The organism is Variovorax paradoxus (genome assembly GCF_009498455.1).
Lineage (GTDB): Bacteria > Pseudomonadota > Gammaproteobacteria > Burkholderiales > Burkholderiaceae_C > Variovorax > Variovorax paradoxus_H.
Map to the genome: position 1 here is coordinate 6,367,624 of NZ_CP045644.1, position 18,709 is coordinate 6,386,332.

Consider the following 18,709-nt stretch of genomic DNA (forward strand, 5'->3'; position numbering starts at 1 on the left):
GAGCTTCGGCCATGAACGACCGTGTGACCACCCTCGACACTTCCACCGGCTACGGCCAGACACTGCCGCAGGCCGAACGCCAGCGCGTGCTGCGCAACACCTACTGGCTGCTGGCGCTGAGCCTGCTGCCGACCGTGCTGGGCGCCTGGATCGGCGTGAGCACCGGCATCACCCGCTCGCTCACCGGCGGGCTCGGCCTGATCGTCTTCCTCGGCGGCGCGTTCGGCTTCATGTTCGCGATCGAAAAGACCAAGAACTCCGCCGCCGGCGTGCCGGTGCTGCTGGGCTTCACCTTCTTCATGGGCCTGATGCTGTCGCGCCTGCTTGCGATGGTGCTCGGCTTCAAGAATGGCCCCGAACTGATCATGACGGCCTTCGGCGGCACCGCCGGCGTGTTCTTCGTGATGGCCTCGCTGGCCACGGTCATCAAGCGCGACCTGTCGGGTATGGGCAAGTTCCTGTTCGTCGGCGCGCTGGTGCTGATGCTCGGCGCCGTCGTCAACGTCTTCGTGGGCTCGAGCACCGGCATGCTGGTGATCTCGGTGGCCGCCATCGGCATCTTCTCGGCCTACATGCTCTATGACCTCAAGCAGATCATGGACGGCGGCGAAACCAACTACATCAGCGCCACGCTGGCCCTGTACCTGGACATGTTCAACGTGTTCCAGAGCCTGCTGGCCCTGCTGGGCATCTTCGGCGGCGAGCGCGACTGAGCGGCTTCCCCGACCCCAAGGAAAAAGGCCCTTTCGGGCCTTTTTTCATTCCAGCTCGAAGACCGCGATCGACTCGACGTGCGCCGTGTGCGGGAACATGTTCACCACGCCCGCGAAGGTGCAGCGGTAGCCCGCCTGGTGGACCAGCAGACCGGCATCGCGCGCCAGTGTCGACGGGTTGCAGCTCACGTACACGATGCGCTTCGGCGGCGTCCAGCCATTGGCGCGAAGTTCGGGCTGCTGGTGCAGATCGGCCATCGCCTTGGCCAGCGCGAAGGCGCCTTCACGCGGCGGATCGACCAGCCACTTGTCGGCACTGCCGTCGGCCACCAGCATCTCGGGCGTCATGTCGAACAGGTTGCGCGTCACGAACTGGGTGGCTGACAGCGCGCGCCGCTCGGGCGTTGCAGGCTGATTTCTCTTGAAGTTCTCGGTCGCGCGCGCCACCAGCGTGTCGCTGCCCTCGATGCCCAGCACCTCGCGCGCCTGGCTGGCCAGCGGCAGCGTGAAGTTGCCCAGGCCGCAGAACCAATCAATCACGCGCTCTTCGGGCTTCACGTCGAGCAGGCGCAGCGCCTTGCCGACCAATGCGCGATTGATGTGCGGGTTGACCTGCGTAAAATCGGTCGGCTTGAACGGCATCGTCACGCCGAACGCGGGCAGGCGGTAGGCCAGTGGCGTGCCGCCCTCTTCCAGCAGCTTCACGGTGTCCGGGCCCTTGGCCTGCAGCCACCATTGGACGCCTTCGTTCTCGGCCGCAAAGGCCTTCAGCCGCCCGATGTCGGCGCCCGACAACGGCTCCAGGTGCCGCAGCACCAGGGCGATGGTGCCCAGCGCGGTCGAGCCCGGCGCGTCGCCGCAGGCCAGCTCGATCTGCGGGCAGGTTTCGCGCGCATCCATGGAACCGATCAGCGCACGCAGCGGCATCAGCATGGCGCTGACCTGCTTGGGCAGCACGGGGCAGACCTGCATGTCGGCGAGGTAGCGGCTCTTGCGCTCGTGGAAGCCGATCAGCACCGTGCCCTTCTTGACCACATGGCGCACCGACAGCCGAGCCCGGTAGCGGTAGTGCCAGGCCGGACCTTCCAACGGGCGCAGCAGGTTCTCGGGCTTGACCTTGCCGAGGTGCCAGAGGTTGTCTTCGAGCGCCCGCTGCTTCACCGCCACCTGGGCGGCGGCGTCGAGGTGCTGCATCTTGCAGCCGCCGCACGCGCCCGTGTGCAGGCCGAAGTGCGGGCAGCCGGGACGCACGCGCTGCGAGGATTCGCGGCGGATCTGCGTGACCGTGCCTTGTTCCCAGTTGTTCTTGCGGCGATGGACGTTGAACTGCACTTCCTCGAAAGGCAGTGCGCCCTCGATGAAGACGACCATGCCGTCGGACTTGTGTGACACGCCTTGCGCATCCAGGTCGAGCGACTCGACCTGGAGCCATTCATCGGCGGGGCTCGCGGGGACTTTCTTTTCTTCGATGGATTCCGTCATCCCCCGATTGTCTCAGCGTGGCCGGGGTGGTCTCGCGCGGCGGGTTACCTTCGTTCTTTGAGGCGACTAGAACAGCGCGTCGCGACCCACGCCGGAGCGCGCTAGCTGCTTGCGCATCTTGGCCAGCGCTTCGTTCTGGATCTGCCGCACGCGCTCGCGCGTCAGGCCCAGCCGCACGCTCAGCACCTCGAGCGTTTCGGGCTCCCGGTCGTGCAGGCCGTAGCGGCCTTCGAGCACCTCGCGCTCCCGCGCGTTGAGGGCCTGCACCCACTGGTCGAGCAAGCGCTCGACCTCGTGCGTGTGGGTCACGCCGGCCGGGTTGCCCTGCTCGTCGTCGGAGGCCACGGTGTCGGCCAGCGTGAAGCCTTCTTCGCCGTGCGCGTCGCCTGCATCGAGCGAACGCGGCGTCTCGGCCAGCGCCAGCAGGTCGGCCACCGCCTGCACCTCGCGACCGAGCAGCGCGGCCACGTCTTCGACACGCACGCCGTCTGGCCGGCTCGCCAGGAACTCCGCATCGCCCTCGAGCGTACGACGCGCCCGCAGGACCTGCTGCAGTTCGCGCACGACATGCACCGGCAGGCGGATCGCCCGCGACTGCGTGATGACGGCGCGCTCGACCGATTGGCGGATCCACCAGGTCGCGTAGGTGGAGAAGCGGAACCCACGCTCGGGCTCGAACTTGGTGATGGCGTGCATCAGCCCGAGGTTGCCTTCCTCGATGAGGTCGGACAGCGGCATGCCACGCCCCAGGTAGTTCTTGGCAATGTTGACCACGAGCCGCAGGTTGTGCTCGATCATCGATTGCCGCGCCGCGAAGTCGCCGGCGCGCGCGGCGCAGGCGGTGGCGTATTCCTCGGCAGGGGTGAAGAGCTCGGTGCGCCGGACCTGGCGCAGGTAGATGGTCAGGGCATCGGCGCCCTCGCCGCCCATGACCTCGGCCTTGGCGCCGTGAAGCGGGGCCGGTGCTGCGGAAGAGGTCGACGAATCTGCGGTGGAGTCTTCGGGAAGGGCGTCTGCGCTCAGCGGCTCGTCGCCGCTGTCCTGGTGACCATTGCGGCCACCGTTGCTTGACGGTGAAGGGCTGCCCTGCCCCGCCAGCCCGCGCACGGGCAGTGTGCGGCGAGGGCGGGAGGCAGCCATGGCATCACCGGTTGGGCAGGTAACGCGACGGGTCGACGGGCTTGCCCTGGCGGCGGATCTCGAAATGCAGCTTCACGCGATCGGCGTCGCTGTTGCCCATCTCGGCGATCTTCTGGCCCTTCTGAACCGACTGGTCTTCCTTCACGAGCAGCGTCTGGTTGTGCGCATACGCCGTGAGGTAGGTGTTGTTGTGCTTCAGGATGATCAGGTTGCCGTAACCGCGCAGGCCGGCGCCGGCGTAGACCACACGGCCGTCGGCCGCGGCCAGCACGGGATCGCCGGCCTTGCCGCTGATGTCGTAGCCCTTGTTCTTGGCTTCGTCGAAGCCGGCGATCAGCGAACCGCTGGCAGGCCAGATCCAGCCCAGATCATCGTCGCCCGAGCTGCTCGGGCCCGAAGGCGAGGCCGTGACGGGCGGCTTGGTCGTGCCGCTCGCGCCGCTGGCGGGCACGGTCGGCGTGACGCTGGCCTGCGGGGTCACCGGCTTGGTCGTCGCCTCAGTGGCCGACGGCGCCGTGGTGGACGGTGCCGCGGCAACCGCCGTGCTCGCGCCTGTCGGCGGAATCACGCGAAGCACCTGGCCGACTTCGATCAGGTCGGGGTTGTCGAGGTTGTTCCAGCGCACGATGTCCTGCCAGCGCTGGCCGGTTTCGCTGCCGATGCGACGGATGGAGTCGCCGGGGCGCACGGCGTAGTAGCCGGGCTTGCCGTAGTTCTCGATGCCGGGGAGCGGTTTGCCGGACGCGTCGGTCGTGATGGGGGGACCACCGGGCGTCGTCGCCCCGGGTGCGCGCGTCATCGTGCCCCGGTCTTCGACCGGTGCGGGACCACGCGGTGCGGAGCAGCCCGCGATCACGAGCACAACGGCCAGCGTGATCCCTGCGAACAAACTCCGATTGCCAAAACCCTGCATTTGTTATTCCTTCAAGCGATGCCCGATTTTAGGGGGACAAAGTGAACCGCCTCAAGAATGCGCCGCTCGAGTCCCCGGGGGGTCTTGTCGATCACGACGAGGGCTTGTCCACCGGTGGCGGAATGGGTCGGCGCGACGATGCGACCACCCACCGCAAGCTGCGTGATCCAGGCCTCAGGCACAGCCTCGCCGCCGGCCGCGGCGATGATGCCCGCGTAGGGCGCGCCCCTTGCGTAACCGATCATGCCGTCGCCCAGCATCAGATGCACGGTGGCCAACCGGAAGTGCCGCAGGTTGATGCGCGCGCGCTCGTGCAGCCCACGCAGGCGCTCGATGCTGTAGACCTCGGTGGCCACTTCGTTCAGCACCGCGGCCTGGTAGCCGCAGCCGGTGCCAATCTCGAGCACGCGCCCGAGCCGGTCTTGCGGCTTGCCGACCAACGCCGGTGCGCCGAGCAGCAGCTCGATCATGCGGGCCACCACATTGGGCTTGGAAATGGTCTGCCCCAACCCGATCGGCAGGCTGGTGTCTTCGTAGGCCTGGTTGACCAGCGCGCTATCGACGAAGCGATGCCGCTCGATCGCGCCCATGGCACGCAGCACGCGCGCATCGGTGATGCCTTGGGCCGCGAGCCTTTGCACCATGCGTGCCCGTATGGCGTCGGAGGCCATCGAGGGCGTGGACGGCACCATCGGCTTGACCGGCACGGCGGGCATGCGCCCGCGCGTGGCGGCCGAGGCAGTGGGGGTCAGTCGAACCGGGAAACTGGGCCGTGGAGGGGTCGCCATGTCGTCAATTGCCCAGACGTGCAACCGTCTCGCGCCATTGGCCCAGGTTGGCGTGGTCCGTCAGGTCGATCTGCAAGGGCGTCAGTGCAATGTGGCCGGCCGCGGTCGCGTGGAAGTCGGTGCCCTCCCCGCTGTCCTTGGCACTGCCGGCACCGGCGATCCAGTACATGATTTCTCCGCGCGGGCTGTCCTGCGTGATCACCTTTTCGGCGGCGTGGCGGCGACCGAGGCGGCAGACCTTGATCGGCTTCAGCTCGTCGAACGGTCGGTTCGGCACGTTCACGTTGAGCAGGAAGGCAGGACCGCCGAGCATCTTTTCGCGTTCGATCTGCTGCACCAGTCGGCGCGCCACCTGGGCCGCCGCATCGACATGCGCCCAGCCTTTTTCGATCTGCGAGAACGCGATGGCCGGGATGCCGAACAGGTAGGCCTCCATCGCCGCGCCCACAGTGCCTGAATAAATGGTGTCGTCGCCCATGTTGGCGCCGTTGTTGATGCCCGAGACCACGAGGTCGGGGCGGTAGTCGAGCAGGCCCTTGAGCGCGATGTGCACGCAATCGGCCGGCGTGCCCGTCACGTAGCGGAAACCGTTGTGTGCCTTGTGCACATACAGCGGCGCGGCCAGCGTCAGTGCATTCGACTTGGCGCTGTTGTTGTGCTCGGGTGCCACGACCTCGACGTCGGCGATGTCCTTGAGCGCGTCGTGCAGCGCGACGATGCCCGGCGCCTGAAAGCCATCGTCATTGGAAATAAGTATCTTCATGGTGCTTCTGGGTGCAGCGGATTGTAGGTGCGGGGTGCGTCGCAGCAGGGACAACGCCGCACCACAGCGCCGCCTATCATCGCCCCGAATTCATTGCCCACACGACTCATTCGAAGGAGACCCCGAGCATGCACGCATGGCTTTGCGAAAACCCCACCGGCGTCGACGCGCTGACCTGGAAAGAACTGCCCACCCCCGCGCCGGGCCCGGGCCAGGTGCTGATCGAAATCAAGGCGGCCAGCCTGAATTTCCCCGACCTGCTGATCGTGCAGAACAAGTACCAGATGAAGCCGCCGCTGCCCTTCGTTCCCGGATCGGAATATGCGGGCGTGATTCAGGCGGTGGGCGAAGGCGTGACGCACCTCAAGGTCGGCCAGAACGTGGCATGCCTCTCGGGCACCGGCGGCTTCGGCACCCACACGCTGGCACCCGCCGCGCTGTGCATGCCGCTGCCAGAAGGCTTCGGCCATGTGGATGCCGCCGCTTTCATCATGATTTACGCCACCTCGTGGCACGCGCTGATGGACCGCGCGCAGCTCAAGGCCGGCGAAACCGTGCTGGTGCTTGGCGCGGCCGGCGGCGTGGGCACCGCAGCCATCCAGATCGCCAAGGCGGCCGGCGCCAAGGTGATTGCCGCGGCATCGACCGACGAGAAGTGCGAACTCTGCCGCTCGATTGGCGCCGACGCGACGATCAATTACACGACGCACGCACTGCCCAATGGCTTCCGTGATGCCATCAAAGCCGCAACCGACGGCAAAGGCCCGGATGTGATTTACGACCCCGTGGGTGGCGATTTCGCAGAACCCGCATTCCGTTCGATTGGCTGGCGCGGTCGCTATTTGGTGGTCGGTTTTGCGTCGGGCCCGATCCCGTCCTTGCCATTGAATCTGACGCTGCTCAAAGGCGCATCGCTCGTGGGCGTGTTCTGGGGTGATTTCGCCAAGCGCGAACCCAAGGCCAATGCACAGATGATGGCCGAATTGGCCCAGTGGTATGGCCAAGGAAAAATCAAGCCAGTGATCGACAGCACGATGCCGATGGCCGAATTGAAGGCCGCCTATGCCCACATGGGATCGCGCGGCGTCAAGGGAAAACTGGTGATGGTGAACTGACCGGGCGAGCGCGCACCCGCATGCGCGTTTCCCAATAAAAAAGCCCGCCGAAGCGGGCTTTTTTATTGGGCGAATGTCCAACTGATTCTGCAGGCGATCACTTGATCTCGTAATCCGAGAGCGACTTGCCGGCTGCCAGGGCTTCCGTGACCCAGCGCGGCTTGCGGCCACGGCCACCGGACCAGGTTTCGCCCGTCGGGCCGCGGTATTTGGCGGCGGCCTTGGCGGCTGCAGGACCTGCGCTGCGCTTGGTTGCCGCCGCACGGCCGCCACCCAGCTTCAGATCGGAAGCGGTCAAACCGTATTCCGCAATCTTCCTGCGCACTTCTTCGATCACGCCGGCCCGTTCCTGGTTACGCAGGTCTTCGGCCTGCTTGCGCAATTGGGCAATCTGCTCGTCGTGCTTCTGGATCTGGGAATTGATATCGGCGAGTGACGAAGCCATTGTTGGACTCCTGTTGTGAATTGAAAACGGCTGAATTCTAATTCAAACCGCTTTTGCCACAAGCGCCTTTTCAGCAGAAAAATGCAGACGCATTGGTTGAATGCAACAAGGCGCAACACGCACGCACCGTTTTGGGCACTTTCAAAATCGGGGGAGCAGGGGAAAGAATGCGGCTTGCAACCCGGCGCTTGAAGCGATGGCGAAGCCAGAAATGACAACGCCGGGCAAGCCCGGCGTTGGAATCCCTTGGGTGCTATTGAGAAATAGCGCAGGGACGGAATTTTTTGGGGTGGCTGATGGGACTCGAACCCACGACGACCAGAATCACAATCTGGGACTCTACCAACTGAGCTACAGCCACCGTAGAGCCTCTGATTGTAGCGTTAAAAATCGCGGCTTTCACTCTTGCGATCACCAAAGACGCCGAAATGCCACATCGACGTACAACCCGACGCCTTCAGAGGCCGCCTGCGATGGCCTGCCGCCACACAGGCGCCCTGCCCCGTGGGCATAACTTCGCGGTCGCCCGTCCGATGTACTTGGCCGACGTTGACGCGCGAATGGCTCCGCTATCATGAATGCGAGCGGCCCGGCCGGGCCCGGCTCCCGCCACTTTCACTTCATCAAAGGAACTTCTTCATGAGCATCGTCTGGACTATCCTGATCGGGTTCGTCGTGGGTCTCGTGGCGCGGGCCGTCAAGCCGGGCAACGATTCCGCCGGCTTCATCGTGACCACGCTGATCGGCATTGCAGGTTCGCTGGGCGTGACCTACCTCGGCCAGGCGATGGGCTGGTACACCGCCGGCCAGGGCGCCGGCTTCATCGCCTCCGTACTGGGCGCGATCGTATTGCTGGTTCTCTACGGCCTCATCAAGCGCAAGAGCTGATGCCCCTGACGCCGTGCCGCGCCACGCGGCCGGCGGTTCCGGCTGACTGAACCCCCACACTTCTTCAGCCAGCCTCGCGAGGCTTCCCGCCGATGCCCCGCAAACCACGCGCCCGTCACCACGTCTATGTGGTCGAACTCGATGATCGCGTCTGGAACAACGGCCGCTTCCGGCGCGCCAACCCCGACTACCAACTCGGCAAGCCCTTCGTCTATGTCGGCATGACCGGCCTGGACCCCGACATCCGTTTCGACAAGCACAAGGCCGGCATCCAGGCCAACCGCTTTGTGCAGGAGTTCGGCCTGCGGCTGCTGCCCGCGCTCTACGAACACCACAACCCGATGCCGTATGACGATGCACGGCTGATGGAGGTCGACCTGGGCATCGCCCTGCGCCGCGCCGGCTATGGCGTCTGGCAAGCCTGACGCGGCTCAGGAATAAGTGACCCAGCCCTCGTACGCCGGGCCATCGAGGTGCGGCAAGGTGTTGTAGGTCACGAGCATGTGCCGCTTCGGCGTGAAGGCGAACTCGGTCACCGAGCTGTTGCGGATGCGCAGGTTGAGTTCGATGGTCGTCTCGGCGCTGGTGCCCAGCACGTGGCCAACCGCCGTGCTGATCGGTCCGCCGCTCGACACCACCAGCACCTTCGCGCCGTGGTGCCGCTCGCGCACGTGGTCGAGCGCGGTGGTCACGCCGGCCAGGAAGTCGATGTAGCTCGGCATGCCGACCGGCGCCGTGCGCCCCTGCATCCATGCGCCGAGTCCGTCGCGCAGCAGACGGAAGTGATGGCGGTACATCTCAGGCGAATCGGGCTTCTCGAGCTTGCCCTGGTGCACCGTCGCGATGACAGCCTCGCTGTCGTACTCGTTGAGTCCCGGCCACGGCAGCACATCGTCGCGTGACAGCCCGAGCCCCTGCGCGATGCCCTCCCAGGTCTGCTTGTGGCGCTTCAGCGTGCCGGTGATGACGGCATCGAAACGCATGCCGCGCTCGCGCCAGTATTCGCCCAGGCGCACGGCCTGCCGGTGTCCGAGTTCGCTCAGGTTGTCATAGTCGGCAGCACCGAAACTGGCCTGCCCGTGGCGCACGAGGTAAAGGGTTCCCATGCGCCGGATTCTGGCAAGAAGCGCGAACGGCGCTTGTCCCTCGTGCGACCAAAAAAAAGCCCGGGTCGTCGGACCCGGGCTTGTTGCGAGCAGCAGTTGCTCGTCTGTATCAGCGCGCTGCTGCAGCGGCCGGCAACGTGTCCGCCGGCTTCGGCACGAGGATCTCGACCTTGAAGCGTTGCTTCAGCAGCTCGTAGTACGCAGCGGCTTCGGCGGCGGTCACCGACTGGGCGATCTGCATGCTTTCCTGCTGCGCCTGTTCGGCGGTCGGCGGCGTGCGCGGCACGACCTTGGTCACACGGACCACCGCGTAGCCTTGTGCGCCCAGGTCCACGCCGAGCAGCGCGGGCAGCTTGGCGCCGTCGGCGCGCAACGCGGCGTCGATCACCGGCGTGGGCTGCGACTGTGCATCGATGCGCGACACCGTGACCGGCGCACCGAAGGTGGCGCCATCGGCCTTCACCTTCCAGGCAGCGAGCTTGGCTTCGCCCTCGGTCTTGGCCAGAGCAGCGGCGCGTTCGGTGATGAGCTGTGCGCGGATCTTGTCCTTCACCTCGGCCAGCGGAATCGGATGCGCGGCCGTGTACTGCGTCACGCGGCCCGACGCGAGCTGGTTCGGACCGACTTCGATCGCTTCGGTGTTCTGCTTGCGCTCGAGCGAGTCGGAGGCATACAGCGCTTGCAGGAAGTTGCGGCTGGCGAGCGGGCCGGTGGCGCCCGGTGCGGGCGTGCGCGGCACGTTGGTCGCGGTCTGGATCGTGAGCTTCAGCTTCTCGGCGGCCGGCTTGAGGCTCTCGGGTTGCTGGTAGACGGTGTCCGTGAAAATTTCCGCAGCCTTTGCGAATTCTTGCGTGGCCTGTTGGGCGCGCACGTCGTTCTCGATGGTCGCGCGCACCTTCTCGAAAGGCGGCACCACGGCCGGCTTGATGTCGGTCAGCTGGATGATGTGGTAGCCGAACTCGGTTTCGACGAGGTCGCTGATGTCGCCCTTCTTGAGCGCGAACATCGCGTCTTCGAAAGGCTTGACCATCGCGCCGCGCGTGACGAAGTCGAGGTCGCCGCCCTTCTCGGCCGAGCCGGGGTCTTGCGAATTCTTGCGCGCCACGTCGGCGAAGGTGGCGGGCGCCTTCTTCACATCGGCCAACAGCTGCTCGGCCTTGGCCTTCGCCTTGGCGCGGTCGCCACTGGACATGCTGGTCGGCGCGGTGATCAGGATGTGGCTCGCACGGCGTTCTTCCTTGGTGCCGAAGCGCGCGGTGTTCTGTTCGTAGTAGGTCTTGAGGTCGGCTTCGTTCGCGACGATGTTCTTCTTCGCGGCTTCGAGGTCGAGCACGAGGTACTCGATGCTGGCCTGCTCCGGCGCCTGGAACTGCGCCGTGTGGTCCTTGTAGTAGGTCTCGATGTCGGCATCGCTGACCGTGACCTTCGACGCGAAGCTCTCGGGTGCGAAGCGCGCCACCTGGATTTCACGACGGTCGTAGAAGGCATTCACCGTGGCCGCGGTCAGTGCCGGCGGCGCAAAGCTCGTGCCGGTCACGCCCAGCAGCACCTGCTGCGATGCGAGGTCGGCGCGCAACGAGGCTTCGTACTGCGCGGGTGTGCGGCCGGTGGCGCGAAGGAAAGCCTCGCTGTCGAAGTCACCCTTGGGCGTGCGGAAGGCGGCCAGGCCGGCATCCTGCGCGTACATGCGCGAGAGGCGGTCTTCGGACACCGACACGTTGGACTTGACCGCTGCAGCCGCTAGCACGCGATCGCGCACCATGCGTTCCAGCGTGGCGTAGCGCAGCGCGTCGGAGTCGAGCAGCGTCGGGTCGACGTTGGGCGACTGCTGGCGGATGCGGTCAGTCTCGACGCGGTGCTGCTGGTCCCACTCGGGCTTCGTGATGTCGTGGCCCTGGATACGGGCCACCTTCTCGTCGCCGCCGAGTCCCTGGTAACGCTCGACGCCGAAGAAGACGAACGAGGGAATGATCAGCAAGAACAAGAAAATCATCACGATCTTGTTGTACTTGCGGAAGGTATCAAACATGCTTGAACACTCTTTTTCGACGGGCGCCGGAAGGCAATAAAAAAGGCGAACCGGTGTTCGCCTTTGCATCGGGTGGTGGTGGGTGCTGAGGGGCTCGAACCCCCGACCTACGCCTTGTAAGGGCGCCGCTCTACCAACTGAGCTAAGCACCCCACCTGAAATACTCTCCGAGTCTACAGCCTCAGTTCAGCGCGTCTTTGAGCGCCTTGCCGGGACGGAACTTCGGGATCTTGGCTGCCTTGATTTTAATCGCGTCGCCGGTGCGGGGATTCCGGCCAGTGCGGGCTGCGCGTTTACCGACTGCGAAAGTGCCGAAACCGACGAGCGACACGGAGCCGCCCTTCTTGAGCGTGGTACGAATGGCGCCAATGGTGGATTCGAGCGCACGGGTCGCTGCGGCTTTGGAAATATCGGCGTTCTTTGCGATGTGCTCAATCAGTTCGGTCTTGTTCACAAGGGCCCCTTGTCGAAGAAATAAAGTTGGTCGGCTTTCGTCAGCTGCGACCTGGCCGCGACGGTTGCGACTCAAGAACATGGCAGGCCTGACGCCTCGGCAGCGCACTGCCAGCGAGGATTACAACCACTGGTCTGCAGGGTGTCAATAAGACACAAGGCTCTGCAGCCCAGCGGAGCGCGCGATTTTAGGGGCGTTTCGCGACGTACTTTTCAAAGGGCCTCGGCAATTGCCTTTCCGAGGTCGCTGGTGCTCGCCCGACCACCGATGTCGGGGGTGCGCGGTGCGCCGCTTTGGGGCGCGAGCACCTTCTCGATGGTCGCCAGGATCGCGTCGTGCGCGTCCTTGTGGCCGAGGAACTCCAGCATCATCGCGCCGCACCAGATCTGGCCGATCGGGTTGGCGATGCCCTGCCCGGCGATGTCGGGCGCCGAGCCGTGCACCGGCTCGAACAGCGAGGGCGTGGTGCGCTCGGGGTTGAGGTTGGCGCTGGGCGCAATGCCGATGGTGCCGGTGCAGGCCGGGCCCAGGTCGGACAGGATGTCGCCGAACAGGTTGCTCGCCACCACCACATCGAAGAAGTCGGGCCGCTGCACGAAGTGCGCCGTGAGGATGTCGATGTGGAACTTGTCGAGCGTGATGCCCGGGTAGCCCTTGGCCATTTCCACCACGCGCTCGTCCCAGTACGGCATGGTGATCGAGATGCCGTTCGACTTGGTGGCGCTGGTCAGGTGCTTCTTCGGCCGCGACTGTGCGAGCTCGAACGCGAACTTCAGCACGCGGTCGACGCCGATGCGCGACATCACGGTTTCCTGCACCACGATCTCGCGCGGCGTGCCCTGGTACATGCGCCCGCCGATGCTCGAGTATTCGCCCTCGGTGTTCTCGCGCACGATGTACATGTCGATCTCGCCGGGCGCGCGCGGCGTGCCGTCGCGGCGCACCACGGGCGCGACGATGCCGGGCATCAGGCGCGCGGGGCGCAGGTTGATGTACTGGTCGAACTCGCGCCGGAACATCAGCAGCGAGCCCCACAGCGACACGTGGTCGGGAATCTTCTCGGGCCAGCCGACCGCGCCGAAGAAGATGGCGTCGTGGCCGCCGATCTGGTCTTTCCAGTCGTCGGGCAGCATCTGGCCGTGCTTCTCGCAGTAGTCCCAGCTCGAGAAATCGAAATGGTCGAACTTCAGGTCGATCCCGAATTTGCGCGCTGCCGCATCGAGCACGCGCAGCCCCTCGGGCATGACTTCCTTGCCGATGCCGTCGCCGGCGATGACTGCGATTCTGTGAGTGCTCATGAAGTGGCTCCTGGGTGTTCAGGGGAAACGAAAAAATCAAGCGCCTCGGCCAGCAGGGCGTCGGGGGCTTCTTCGGGGATGTAGTGGCCGCAAGGCAATGCGCGGCCCGACACCTCGTCAGCGCGCTCGCGCCACAGAGAGAGCACATCGAACGCGCGCCCCACCGCTCCGTGTTCGCCCCACAGCACACGCAGCGGCTGCGCAAGGCGACGGCCGGCGGCGATGTCGGCGCGGTCGTGCACGAGGTCGATGGTGGCGGAGGCGCGGTAGTCCTCGCAGATGGCTTCGGCCGTGCCCGGGATGGCGATGCAGCGCTCGTACTCGGCCAGCACCTCGGGCGCGAACGGCGCGAGCCCCGCGTGCCGCCCGCCCATCACGCTGCGCACGTAGCGCACAGGGTCGGAGGCGATCAGCGCCTCGGGCAACGGCGGCGGCTGGATCAGGAAGAACCAGTGCCAGTAGGCCTTGGCAAACGCTTCGGAGGTGCCTTCGTACATCGCCAGCGTCGGTGCGATGTCGAGCAGCAGCATGCGCTCGACCGCACCCGGATGATCGGCCGCGAGCCGGTGCGCCACGCGCGCGCCGCGGTCGTGCGCAAGCACGGCGAAGCGTTCGAAGCCATGGTGATGCATGGCGGCCAGCGCGTCGCGCGCCATCTCCCGCTTGCTGTAGACCGCATGCGCGGCGTCGGCCGGCGGGCGGCCCGAGTCGCCGTAGCCGCGCAGGTCCACGGCGATCACCGTGAAGCGCTCGGCCAGCGCGGGTGCCACGCGATGCCAGATCGCATGCGTCTGCGGATGGCCGTGCAACAGCAGCAAGGGCGCGCCCTGCCCACCGATGCGACCGTGGATGCGCACGCCATCGCGGGCGATGTCGAAGCGGGGGAAGTCGAGGAAAGAGGCCGTCACGCCACGATTGTGCGTTGCACCCCAGCGGCCATCAAGCAACAATCAGCCAATTCATACTTTCCGATTTGGCATGAATCCCCACGCGATGGAACGCGGCGATCTCGAACTGGTGCTGGCCATCCGAGACCAGGGCAGCCTGGCCGGCGCGGCCGCCACGCTCGACGTGGTGCCTTCGGTCGTCACCAAGCGGCTCGGTGCGCTGGAGGCCCGGCTGGGGCAACGGCTGTTCGACCGCACGACGCGCCGGCTCAGCGTCACGGCCGAGGGCGAAGCCGTGTGCCTGCATGCGCGCACGCTGCTCGAAGGCTTCGCGGCGCTCGAAAGCGAACTCGGCGAGCGGCAGAACGCGCTCATCGGCACGGTCCGCCTTGCGGCCACCTTCGGCTTCGGCCGCCGCTGGCTCGGCCCGGCGCTCGCCGACTTCCAGGCGCAGCATCCTGGCCTGCAGGTCGAGCTGCTGCTCACCGAGCAACTGCCCGACCTCGGCGCCGAAGGCTACGACGGCGCGGTCTGGCTGTGGGCGGTGCAGCAGCATCGCGCCGCCGACTGGACCACGCGCCGCATCGCACGCAACCAGCGCGTGCTGGCCGCTTCGCCCGACTACCTTGCGCGCCGCGGCACACCCGCCACGGTGGAGGCGCTGGCCACACACGACTGCCTGATCGCGCGCGAGAACGGCGACGCCGCGCAGTCGCGCCAGTTCGCGCTCTGGACGCTGCGCCATGCGCGCGACGGCAGCACGGCGCGCGTGCGGGTGCAGGGCCCGCTCACGAGCAATTCAGGAGAGATGGTGCGCGACTGGTGCCTCGCGGGCCACGGCGTCATGCTGCGCAGCCTCTGGGACATCGCGCCGCAACTCGCAAGTGGCGAACTCGTGCGCGTGCTGCCGCAGCACGGCATGCCCGACGCCGACATCCACTGGGTCGCGCCCTGGCGACCGAAGACGCTGCGTCGCGTGCGCCTGCTGGTCGATCACCTCGTCGAGCAGTTCCGATCGGAGCCCTGGAAGCCGGCCAAGCCAGGCGGTCGCTGAAAGAAGAAAAGAGAGCGCGGTCAGCGCTCTGCGCGCACCACGAGGCTCACACCGACCGCCGTCAGGCCGATGCCCAGTACCGTCGTCCCGGTGATCGGTTCGGCGAACAGCAGCCAGGCCATCAGCGCCGTGCACGGCGGCACGAGGTACAGCAGGCTGGTGACCGCCGTGGCCGTGCCGCGCTGGATCAACATATAGAGCAGCGAACTGCCGCCCAGCGACAGCGCCAGCACCGACCACGCCATCGCGCCGATCGAATGGGTGTTCCATTCGATGGCCTGCGCCTCGAGCGCGGCAAAAGGCAGCGTCACGAGCAGCGCGGCCGCCATCTGCACCGCGCTGGCGCTGCGCACGTCGCAGGGCGCGACAAAACGCTTCTGGTACAGCGTGCCCGCCGTGATCGACAGCAGCGCCATCACGGCCAGCCCCATCGTCAGCGCGTTGACCTCTGTGCCCTGCCCCAGCTTGCGAGATACCACGAGCACCAGCCCCGCGAAGCCCAGCGCAAGCCCAGCCCATTGCCGGCCCGAAATGCGCCCGCCGTTGAACGACAGCCAGACCGCCGTGAGCACCGGCTGGATGCCGACCAGCAGCGCGACGAGCCCCGCGCCCATGCCGGCATGCACCGCAGCCCAGACACCACCGAGATACCCGGCCTGCATCAACACGCCCGTGACCGCCAGATGCCCCCATTGCGCGCGCCTGGTCGGCCACGCCACCCGCGCGAGCATGACCCAGAGGCCGAAGCAGGCGAGCGACAGCGCATAGCGCACGGCGAGGAACTTGAGGGGCGGCGCATAGGGCATGCCATAGCGCGCCACGATGAAACCCGTGCTCCAGATCAGCACGAAGACCGCCGGCATCGCCCGCAGCCAGCCTGCGTTGCGGGCCGAGACGGCCGCCGTCATTTGGAGTGGGCCCGGATCTCGGGAATGGCCTTTTGCAGGTAATAGACCATCGACCAGACGGTGAGCACCGCCGAAATCCAGATCAGCCACTGGCCCCAGAGGCCCGTGTCGATCACCTTGAAGAGATGCCCGTCATAGAGCAGGAAGGGAATCGCGACCATCTGCACGGTCGTCTTGACCTTGCCGATCATGTGGACCGCCACGCTCTTGCCGGCGCCGATGCGCGCCATCCATTCGCGCAACGCCGAGATGGCGATCTCGCGGCCGATGATGATGAGCGCCACGAACACGTCGGCGCGCTGCAGATGCACCAGCACCAGCAGCGCGGCGCACACCAGAAACTTGTCGGCCACCGGATCGAGAAAGGCGCCGAAGGACGAGGTCTGGTTGAGCTTGCGCGCCAGATAGCCGTCGAGCCAGTCGGTGGCGGCGAACACGATGAACATCACCGTGGCGATCAGGTTGCGCATCGGCTCGCTGATCGGCAGGTAGAAAACGCCGACGATCAACGGTATCGCGACGATGCGCGTCCAGGTCATGATGGTCGGTAGGGTCCAGAACATGCGGGCGATTGTGTCATGCACACGTGAAGCGCCGGAAGGCCAGGGGCAATCCCGTCTTCAATGCAATGCGCGATAGATTTCCTCGGCCAGGTCGGTGGCAATGCCTTCGACCGACGCAATGTCTTCCACGCTCGCCGCCGCCACGCCGCGGATGCCGCCGAAACGCTGCAGCAGGCGGGCCCGGCGCTTCGGACCGATGCCCGGAATGTCTTCGAGCTGGCTGCCGCCCACGCGCACCTTGGCGCGCTTGGCGCGCATGCCGGTGATGGCGAAACGGTGCGCCTCGTCGCGAATCTGTGCCACCAGCATCAGGGCCGCCGAATCCTTGCCGAGGTAGACCTTCTCGCGGCCGTCGGCGAACACCAGTTCTTCGAGCCCGACCTTGCGGCCCTCGCCCTTCTCGACGCCGACGATCAACGACAGCGGCAAGCCCAACTCGCTGAAGACCTCGCGCGCCATCGACACCTGGCCCTTGCCGCCGTCGACCAGCACCAGGTCGGGCATGCGCGCGGCCGGCGTCCTGGGCGGCGGCGCCTCGACGCCCTCGGCCCCTTCGCTTTCCGCGTCGCCCGGGGCGAGCGCCTCGGTCTCGGCGGCCATCGCCTCGGCCAGCTTGCCGTAACGGCGGTGCAGCACCTGGCGCATGGCCGCGTAGTCGTCGCCGGGCGTGATGCCCTCGATGTTGTAGCGGCGGTACTCGCGGTTCTGCATCGTGTGCTGCGCGAACACCACGCACGACGCCTGCGTGGCCTCGCCCGCCGTGTGCGAGATGTCGAAGCATTCGACGCGGAAGTTGTCCAGGTCGTCCGACGCCAGCTCGAGCGCATCGGCCAGCGCGCGGGTGCGCGCCTGCTGCGAGCCTTCTTCGGCCAGCAGCCGCGCGAGTTGCAGGCCGGCATTCGTTTCGGCCATCTCGAGCCAGTGACGGCGTTGTTCGTGCGGCTGGAACACCGCCGTCACGCGTGCGCCGGCCTGCTGCGAAATGGCCTCGATAAGCGCGCGACTCACCTGCCGGCCCAGCACCAGCGTGGCGGGCACCGGCACGTCGATGTAGTGCTGGGCGATGAAGGCCTCGAGCACCTGCACCTCGATCGGGTCGGCGGCCACCGGAGCGACGCCCTCTTCGGCATCGAGCTCGCCGTGGTGGATCTGCGCCGCGTCGTCCACGTGCACCGGAAAGTAGGCGCGGTCGCCCAGGTGGCGACCGCCGCGCACCATGGCGAGGTTGACGCAGGCCTTGCCGCCCTGCACCTTGACCGCGAGGATGTCCACGTCCTTGTCGGACGCTACCTCGATCGACTGTTGATGCAGCACGCGCGAGATGGCCGACATCTGGTTGCGCAGTTCGGCCGCCTGCTCGAACTCGAGCTTCTCGGCATGCGCCGTCATGCGCTGCTCGAGCTTGGAGAGCACAAGTTGCGTGTCGCCCATGAGGAAGGCCTCGGCGCTGGCCACGTCCTGCGCGTAGGCCTCGGGCGAAATCAGCGCCACGCAGGGGCCGCTGCAGCGCTTGATCTGGTACAGCAGGCAGGGCCGCGTGCGGTTGGCGTACACCGTGTCCTCGCAGGTGCGCAGGCGAAACACCTTCTGCAGCAGCTGGATCGATTCCTTCACCGCCCATGCGCTCGGGTACGGCCCGAAGTAGCGGTGCTTCTTGTCGATCGCACCGCGGTAGTAGGCGAGGCGCGGAAACGCGTGCGAGGCGATCTTCAGGTAGGGGTAGCTCTTGTCGTCGCGAAAAAGGATGTTGTAGCGCGGCTTGAGCGTCTTGATCAGGTTGTTCTCGAGCAGCAGCGCCTCGGCTTCGGAGCGCACCACGGTGGTCTCCATGCGCACGATCTTCGAGATCATGTGGCCGATGCGGGTGCCCCCGTGGCTCTTCTGGAAGTAGTTGGCGACCCGCTTCTTCAGGTTGCGCGCCTTGCCCACATACAGCACGGCGCCGGCCGCGTCGAAATAGCGGTAGACGCCCGGCAACTGCGGCAGGGCCGCGACTTCACTGAGCAATTGATCGGAATGCACGTCGGACATGGCGGCTATTGTGGCGTGCGGCGCGAGGCCCCGCAGCCAACCCGGCCACACCCGCACGCACGCGACACGGGCGGGAACGAAATGTGCTCATGATGGGCGCGGGCGCGAGGAGCGCCCGTTGTCATTCCTGTC

At 66.4% G+C, this 18,709-nt stretch carries 19 protein-coding genes and 2 tRNA genes; 5 read left to right on the forward strand and 16 right to left on the reverse strand.

The annotated features are described in order from the left end of the window. Positions 1–11 precede the first annotated feature (11 nt). The gene (locus GFK26_RS29485) at positions 12–713 is read left to right on the forward strand and encodes a Bax inhibitor-1/YccA family protein (RefSeq protein ID WP_153285082.1); all 702 of its coding nucleotides are present in this window, start codon (positions 12–14) and stop codon (positions 711–713) included. A gap of 45 nt (positions 714–758) precedes the next feature. Here GFK26_RS29485 and rlmD read toward each other — a convergent pair whose 3' ends face one another. The 5 genes from rlmD to surE all read right to left on the reverse strand — a co-directional run bounded on the left by rlmD (position 759) and on the right by surE (position 5,799). Further along, positions 759–2,195, reverse strand: a complete 1,437-nt coding sequence (gene rlmD / locus GFK26_RS29490) for a 23S rRNA (uracil(1939)-C(5))-methyltransferase RlmD (protein WP_153285083.1) — start codon at positions 2,193–2,195, stop codon at positions 759–761. Between the two features lie 66 nt (positions 2,196–2,261). Next, on the reverse strand, positions 2,262–3,335 hold the full coding sequence (locus tag GFK26_RS29495) for a sigma-70 family RNA polymerase sigma factor (protein WP_153285084.1): 1,074 nt from the start codon (positions 3,333–3,335) through the stop codon (positions 2,262–2,264). Between the two features lie 4 nt (positions 3,336–3,339). Then, on the reverse strand, positions 3,340–4,248 hold the full coding sequence (locus GFK26_RS29500; protein ID WP_153285085.1) for a peptidoglycan DD-metalloendopeptidase family protein: 909 nt from the start codon (positions 4,246–4,248) through the stop codon (positions 3,340–3,342). 11 nt (positions 4,249–4,259) lie between these two features. Further along, the gene (locus tag GFK26_RS29505) at positions 4,260–5,036 is read right to left on the reverse strand and encodes a protein-L-isoaspartate(D-aspartate) O-methyltransferase (RefSeq protein ID WP_153285086.1); all 777 of its coding nucleotides are present in this window, start codon (positions 5,034–5,036) and stop codon (positions 4,260–4,262) included. Between the two features lie 4 nt (positions 5,037–5,040). Continuing rightward, positions 5,041–5,799, reverse strand: coding sequence for a 5'/3'-nucleotidase SurE (gene surE, locus GFK26_RS29510; RefSeq protein WP_153285087.1), 759 nt, complete (start codon positions 5,797–5,799; stop codon positions 5,041–5,043). Between the two features lie 128 nt (positions 5,800–5,927). Here surE and GFK26_RS29515 point away from each other — a divergent pair, with 128 nt between their 5' ends. Further along, positions 5,928–6,914 carry an NADPH:quinone oxidoreductase family protein gene (locus GFK26_RS29515; protein ID WP_153285088.1) on the forward strand — a complete coding sequence of 329 codons (987 nt, stop codon included), beginning with the start codon at positions 5,928–5,930 and terminating at the stop codon, positions 6,912–6,914. Between the two features lie 97 nt (positions 6,915–7,011). Here the strand turns inward: GFK26_RS29515 and GFK26_RS29520 are convergent, their stop codons facing one another. Further along, the gene (locus tag GFK26_RS29520) at positions 7,012–7,359 is read right to left on the reverse strand and encodes an H-NS family nucleoid-associated regulatory protein (RefSeq protein WP_056583066.1); all 348 of its coding nucleotides are present in this window, start codon (positions 7,357–7,359) and stop codon (positions 7,012–7,014) included. 285 nt (positions 7,360–7,644) lie between these two features. Beyond that, positions 7,645–7,720, reverse strand: a tRNA-His gene (locus GFK26_RS29525). Positions 7,721–7,998: 278 nt separating this feature from the next. Here GFK26_RS29525 and GFK26_RS29530 point away from each other — a divergent pair. Together GFK26_RS29530 and GFK26_RS29535 are read left to right on the forward strand one after the other, a co-directional pair. After that, positions 7,999–8,247 (forward strand): GlsB/YeaQ/YmgE family stress response membrane protein, encoded by a 249-nt coding sequence (locus GFK26_RS29530; RefSeq protein ID WP_153285089.1) that lies wholly within the window; start codon positions 7,999–8,001, stop codon positions 8,245–8,247. A gap of 92 nt (positions 8,248–8,339) precedes the next feature. Beyond that, the gene (locus GFK26_RS29535) at positions 8,340–8,672 is read left to right on the forward strand and encodes a hypothetical protein (protein ID WP_056583458.1); all 333 of its coding nucleotides are present in this window, start codon (positions 8,340–8,342) and stop codon (positions 8,670–8,672) included. A gap of 6 nt (positions 8,673–8,678) precedes the next feature. On the opposite strand, the gene GFK26_RS29540 is transcribed toward GFK26_RS29535, so the two are convergent. The 6 genes from GFK26_RS29540 to GFK26_RS29565 form a co-directional block, all read right to left on the reverse strand. Next, complete coding sequence (locus tag GFK26_RS29540) at positions 8,679–9,353, reverse strand: histidine phosphatase family protein (RefSeq protein WP_153285090.1); 675 nt, start codon at positions 9,351–9,353, stop codon at positions 8,679–8,681. A 109-nt stretch (positions 9,354–9,462) separates the two neighbouring features. Continuing rightward, positions 9,463–11,382, reverse strand: coding sequence for a peptidylprolyl isomerase (locus GFK26_RS29545; RefSeq protein ID WP_153285091.1), 1,920 nt, complete (start codon positions 11,380–11,382; stop codon positions 9,463–9,465). 76 nt (positions 11,383–11,458) lie between these two features. Next, positions 11,459–11,534, reverse strand: a tRNA-Val gene (locus tag GFK26_RS29550). A gap of 29 nt (positions 11,535–11,563) precedes the next feature. Continuing rightward, the gene (locus GFK26_RS29555) at positions 11,564–11,836 is read right to left on the reverse strand and encodes an HU family DNA-binding protein (RefSeq protein ID WP_007830705.1); all 273 of its coding nucleotides are present in this window, start codon (positions 11,834–11,836) and stop codon (positions 11,564–11,566) included. 212 nt (positions 11,837–12,048) lie between these two features. Beyond that, positions 12,049–13,134: a tartrate dehydrogenase gene (locus GFK26_RS29560; RefSeq protein ID WP_153285092.1), complete on the reverse strand. Its 1,086-nt coding sequence runs from the start codon at positions 13,132–13,134 to the stop codon at positions 12,049–12,051. After that, positions 13,131–14,042, reverse strand: coding sequence for an alpha/beta fold hydrolase (locus tag GFK26_RS29565; RefSeq protein ID WP_153285093.1), 912 nt, complete (start codon positions 14,040–14,042; stop codon positions 13,131–13,133). Before GFK26_RS29565 ends, GFK26_RS29560 begins: the two co-directional genes overlap by 4 nt. 70 nt (positions 14,043–14,112) lie before the next feature. Between GFK26_RS29565 and GFK26_RS29570 the strand changes: the two genes are divergently transcribed. After that, complete coding sequence (locus tag GFK26_RS29570; protein WP_153285094.1) at positions 14,113–15,075, forward strand: LysR substrate-binding domain-containing protein; 963 nt, start codon at positions 14,113–14,115, stop codon at positions 15,073–15,075. Between the two features lie 20 nt (positions 15,076–15,095). On the opposite strand, the gene GFK26_RS29575 is transcribed toward GFK26_RS29570, so the two are convergent. From GFK26_RS29575 to uvrC, 3 genes are read right to left on the reverse strand one after another with little or no spacing between them, the layout of a single operon-like run. Continuing rightward, complete coding sequence (locus GFK26_RS29575) at positions 15,096–15,983, reverse strand: DMT family transporter (RefSeq protein WP_153285095.1); 888 nt, start codon at positions 15,981–15,983, stop codon at positions 15,096–15,098. Further along, the gene (gene pgsA / locus GFK26_RS29580) at positions 15,980–16,546 is read right to left on the reverse strand and encodes a CDP-diacylglycerol--glycerol-3-phosphate 3-phosphatidyltransferase (protein WP_056583051.1); all 567 of its coding nucleotides are present in this window, start codon (positions 16,544–16,546) and stop codon (positions 15,980–15,982) included. The genes GFK26_RS29575 and pgsA overlap by 4 nt, the downstream gene beginning before the upstream one ends. Positions 16,547–16,603: 57 nt before the next feature. Further along, a complete protein-coding gene (uvrC, locus tag GFK26_RS29585) occupies positions 16,604–18,577 on the reverse strand; it encodes an excinuclease ABC subunit UvrC (protein ID WP_153285096.1) in 1,974 nt (657 codons plus the stop codon). Between the last annotated feature and the right edge of the window lie 132 nt (positions 18,578–18,709).

Excerpts from the sequence above, each read along its gene's own strand:
- GFK26_RS29485 (WP_153285082.1), top strand. The coding sequence starts at position 12 with ATGAACGACCGTGTGACCACCCTCGACACTTCCACCGGCTACGGCCAG.
- rlmD (WP_153285083.1), bottom strand. The coding sequence starts at position 2,195 with ATGACGGAATCCATCGAAGAAAAGAAAGTCCCCGCGAGCCCCGCCGAT.
- GFK26_RS29495 (WP_153285084.1), bottom strand. The coding sequence starts at position 3,335 with ATGGCTGCCTCCCGCCCTCGCCGCACACTGCCCGTGCGCGGGCTGGCG.
- GFK26_RS29500 (WP_153285085.1), bottom strand. The coding sequence starts at position 4,248 with ATGCAGGGTTTTGGCAATCGGAGTTTGTTCGCAGGGATCACGCTGGCC.
- GFK26_RS29505 (WP_153285086.1), bottom strand. The coding sequence starts at position 5,036 with ATGGCGACCCCTCCACGGCCCAGTTTCCCGGTTCGACTGACCCCCACT.
- surE (WP_153285087.1), bottom strand. The coding sequence starts at position 5,799 with ATGAAGATACTTATTTCCAATGACGATGGCTTTCAGGCGCCGGGCATC.
- GFK26_RS29515 (WP_153285088.1), top strand. The coding sequence starts at position 5,928 with ATGCACGCATGGCTTTGCGAAAACCCCACCGGCGTCGACGCGCTGACC.
- GFK26_RS29520 (WP_056583066.1), bottom strand. The coding sequence starts at position 7,359 with ATGGCTTCGTCACTCGCCGATATCAATTCCCAGATCCAGAAGCACGAC.
- GFK26_RS29530 (WP_153285089.1), top strand. The coding sequence starts at position 7,999 with ATGAGCATCGTCTGGACTATCCTGATCGGGTTCGTCGTGGGTCTCGTG.
- GFK26_RS29535 (WP_056583458.1), top strand. The coding sequence starts at position 8,340 with ATGCCCCGCAAACCACGCGCCCGTCACCACGTCTATGTGGTCGAACTC.
- GFK26_RS29540 (WP_153285090.1), bottom strand. The coding sequence starts at position 9,353 with ATGGGAACCCTTTACCTCGTGCGCCACGGGCAGGCCAGTTTCGGTGCT.
- GFK26_RS29545 (WP_153285091.1), bottom strand. The coding sequence starts at position 11,382 with ATGTTTGATACCTTCCGCAAGTACAACAAGATCGTGATGATTTTCTTG.
- GFK26_RS29560 (WP_153285092.1), bottom strand. The coding sequence starts at position 13,134 with ATGAGCACTCACAGAATCGCAGTCATCGCCGGCGACGGCATCGGCAAG.
- GFK26_RS29570 (WP_153285094.1), top strand. The coding sequence starts at position 14,113 with ATGAATCCCCACGCGATGGAACGCGGCGATCTCGAACTGGTGCTGGCC.
- GFK26_RS29575 (WP_153285095.1), bottom strand. The coding sequence starts at position 15,983 with ATGACGGCGGCCGTCTCGGCCCGCAACGCAGGCTGGCTGCGGGCGATG.
- pgsA (WP_056583051.1), bottom strand. The coding sequence starts at position 16,546 with ATGTTCTGGACCCTACCGACCATCATGACCTGGACGCGCATCGTCGCG.
- uvrC (WP_153285096.1), bottom strand. The coding sequence starts at position 18,577 with ATGTCCGACGTGCATTCCGATCAATTGCTCAGTGAAGTCGCGGCCCTG.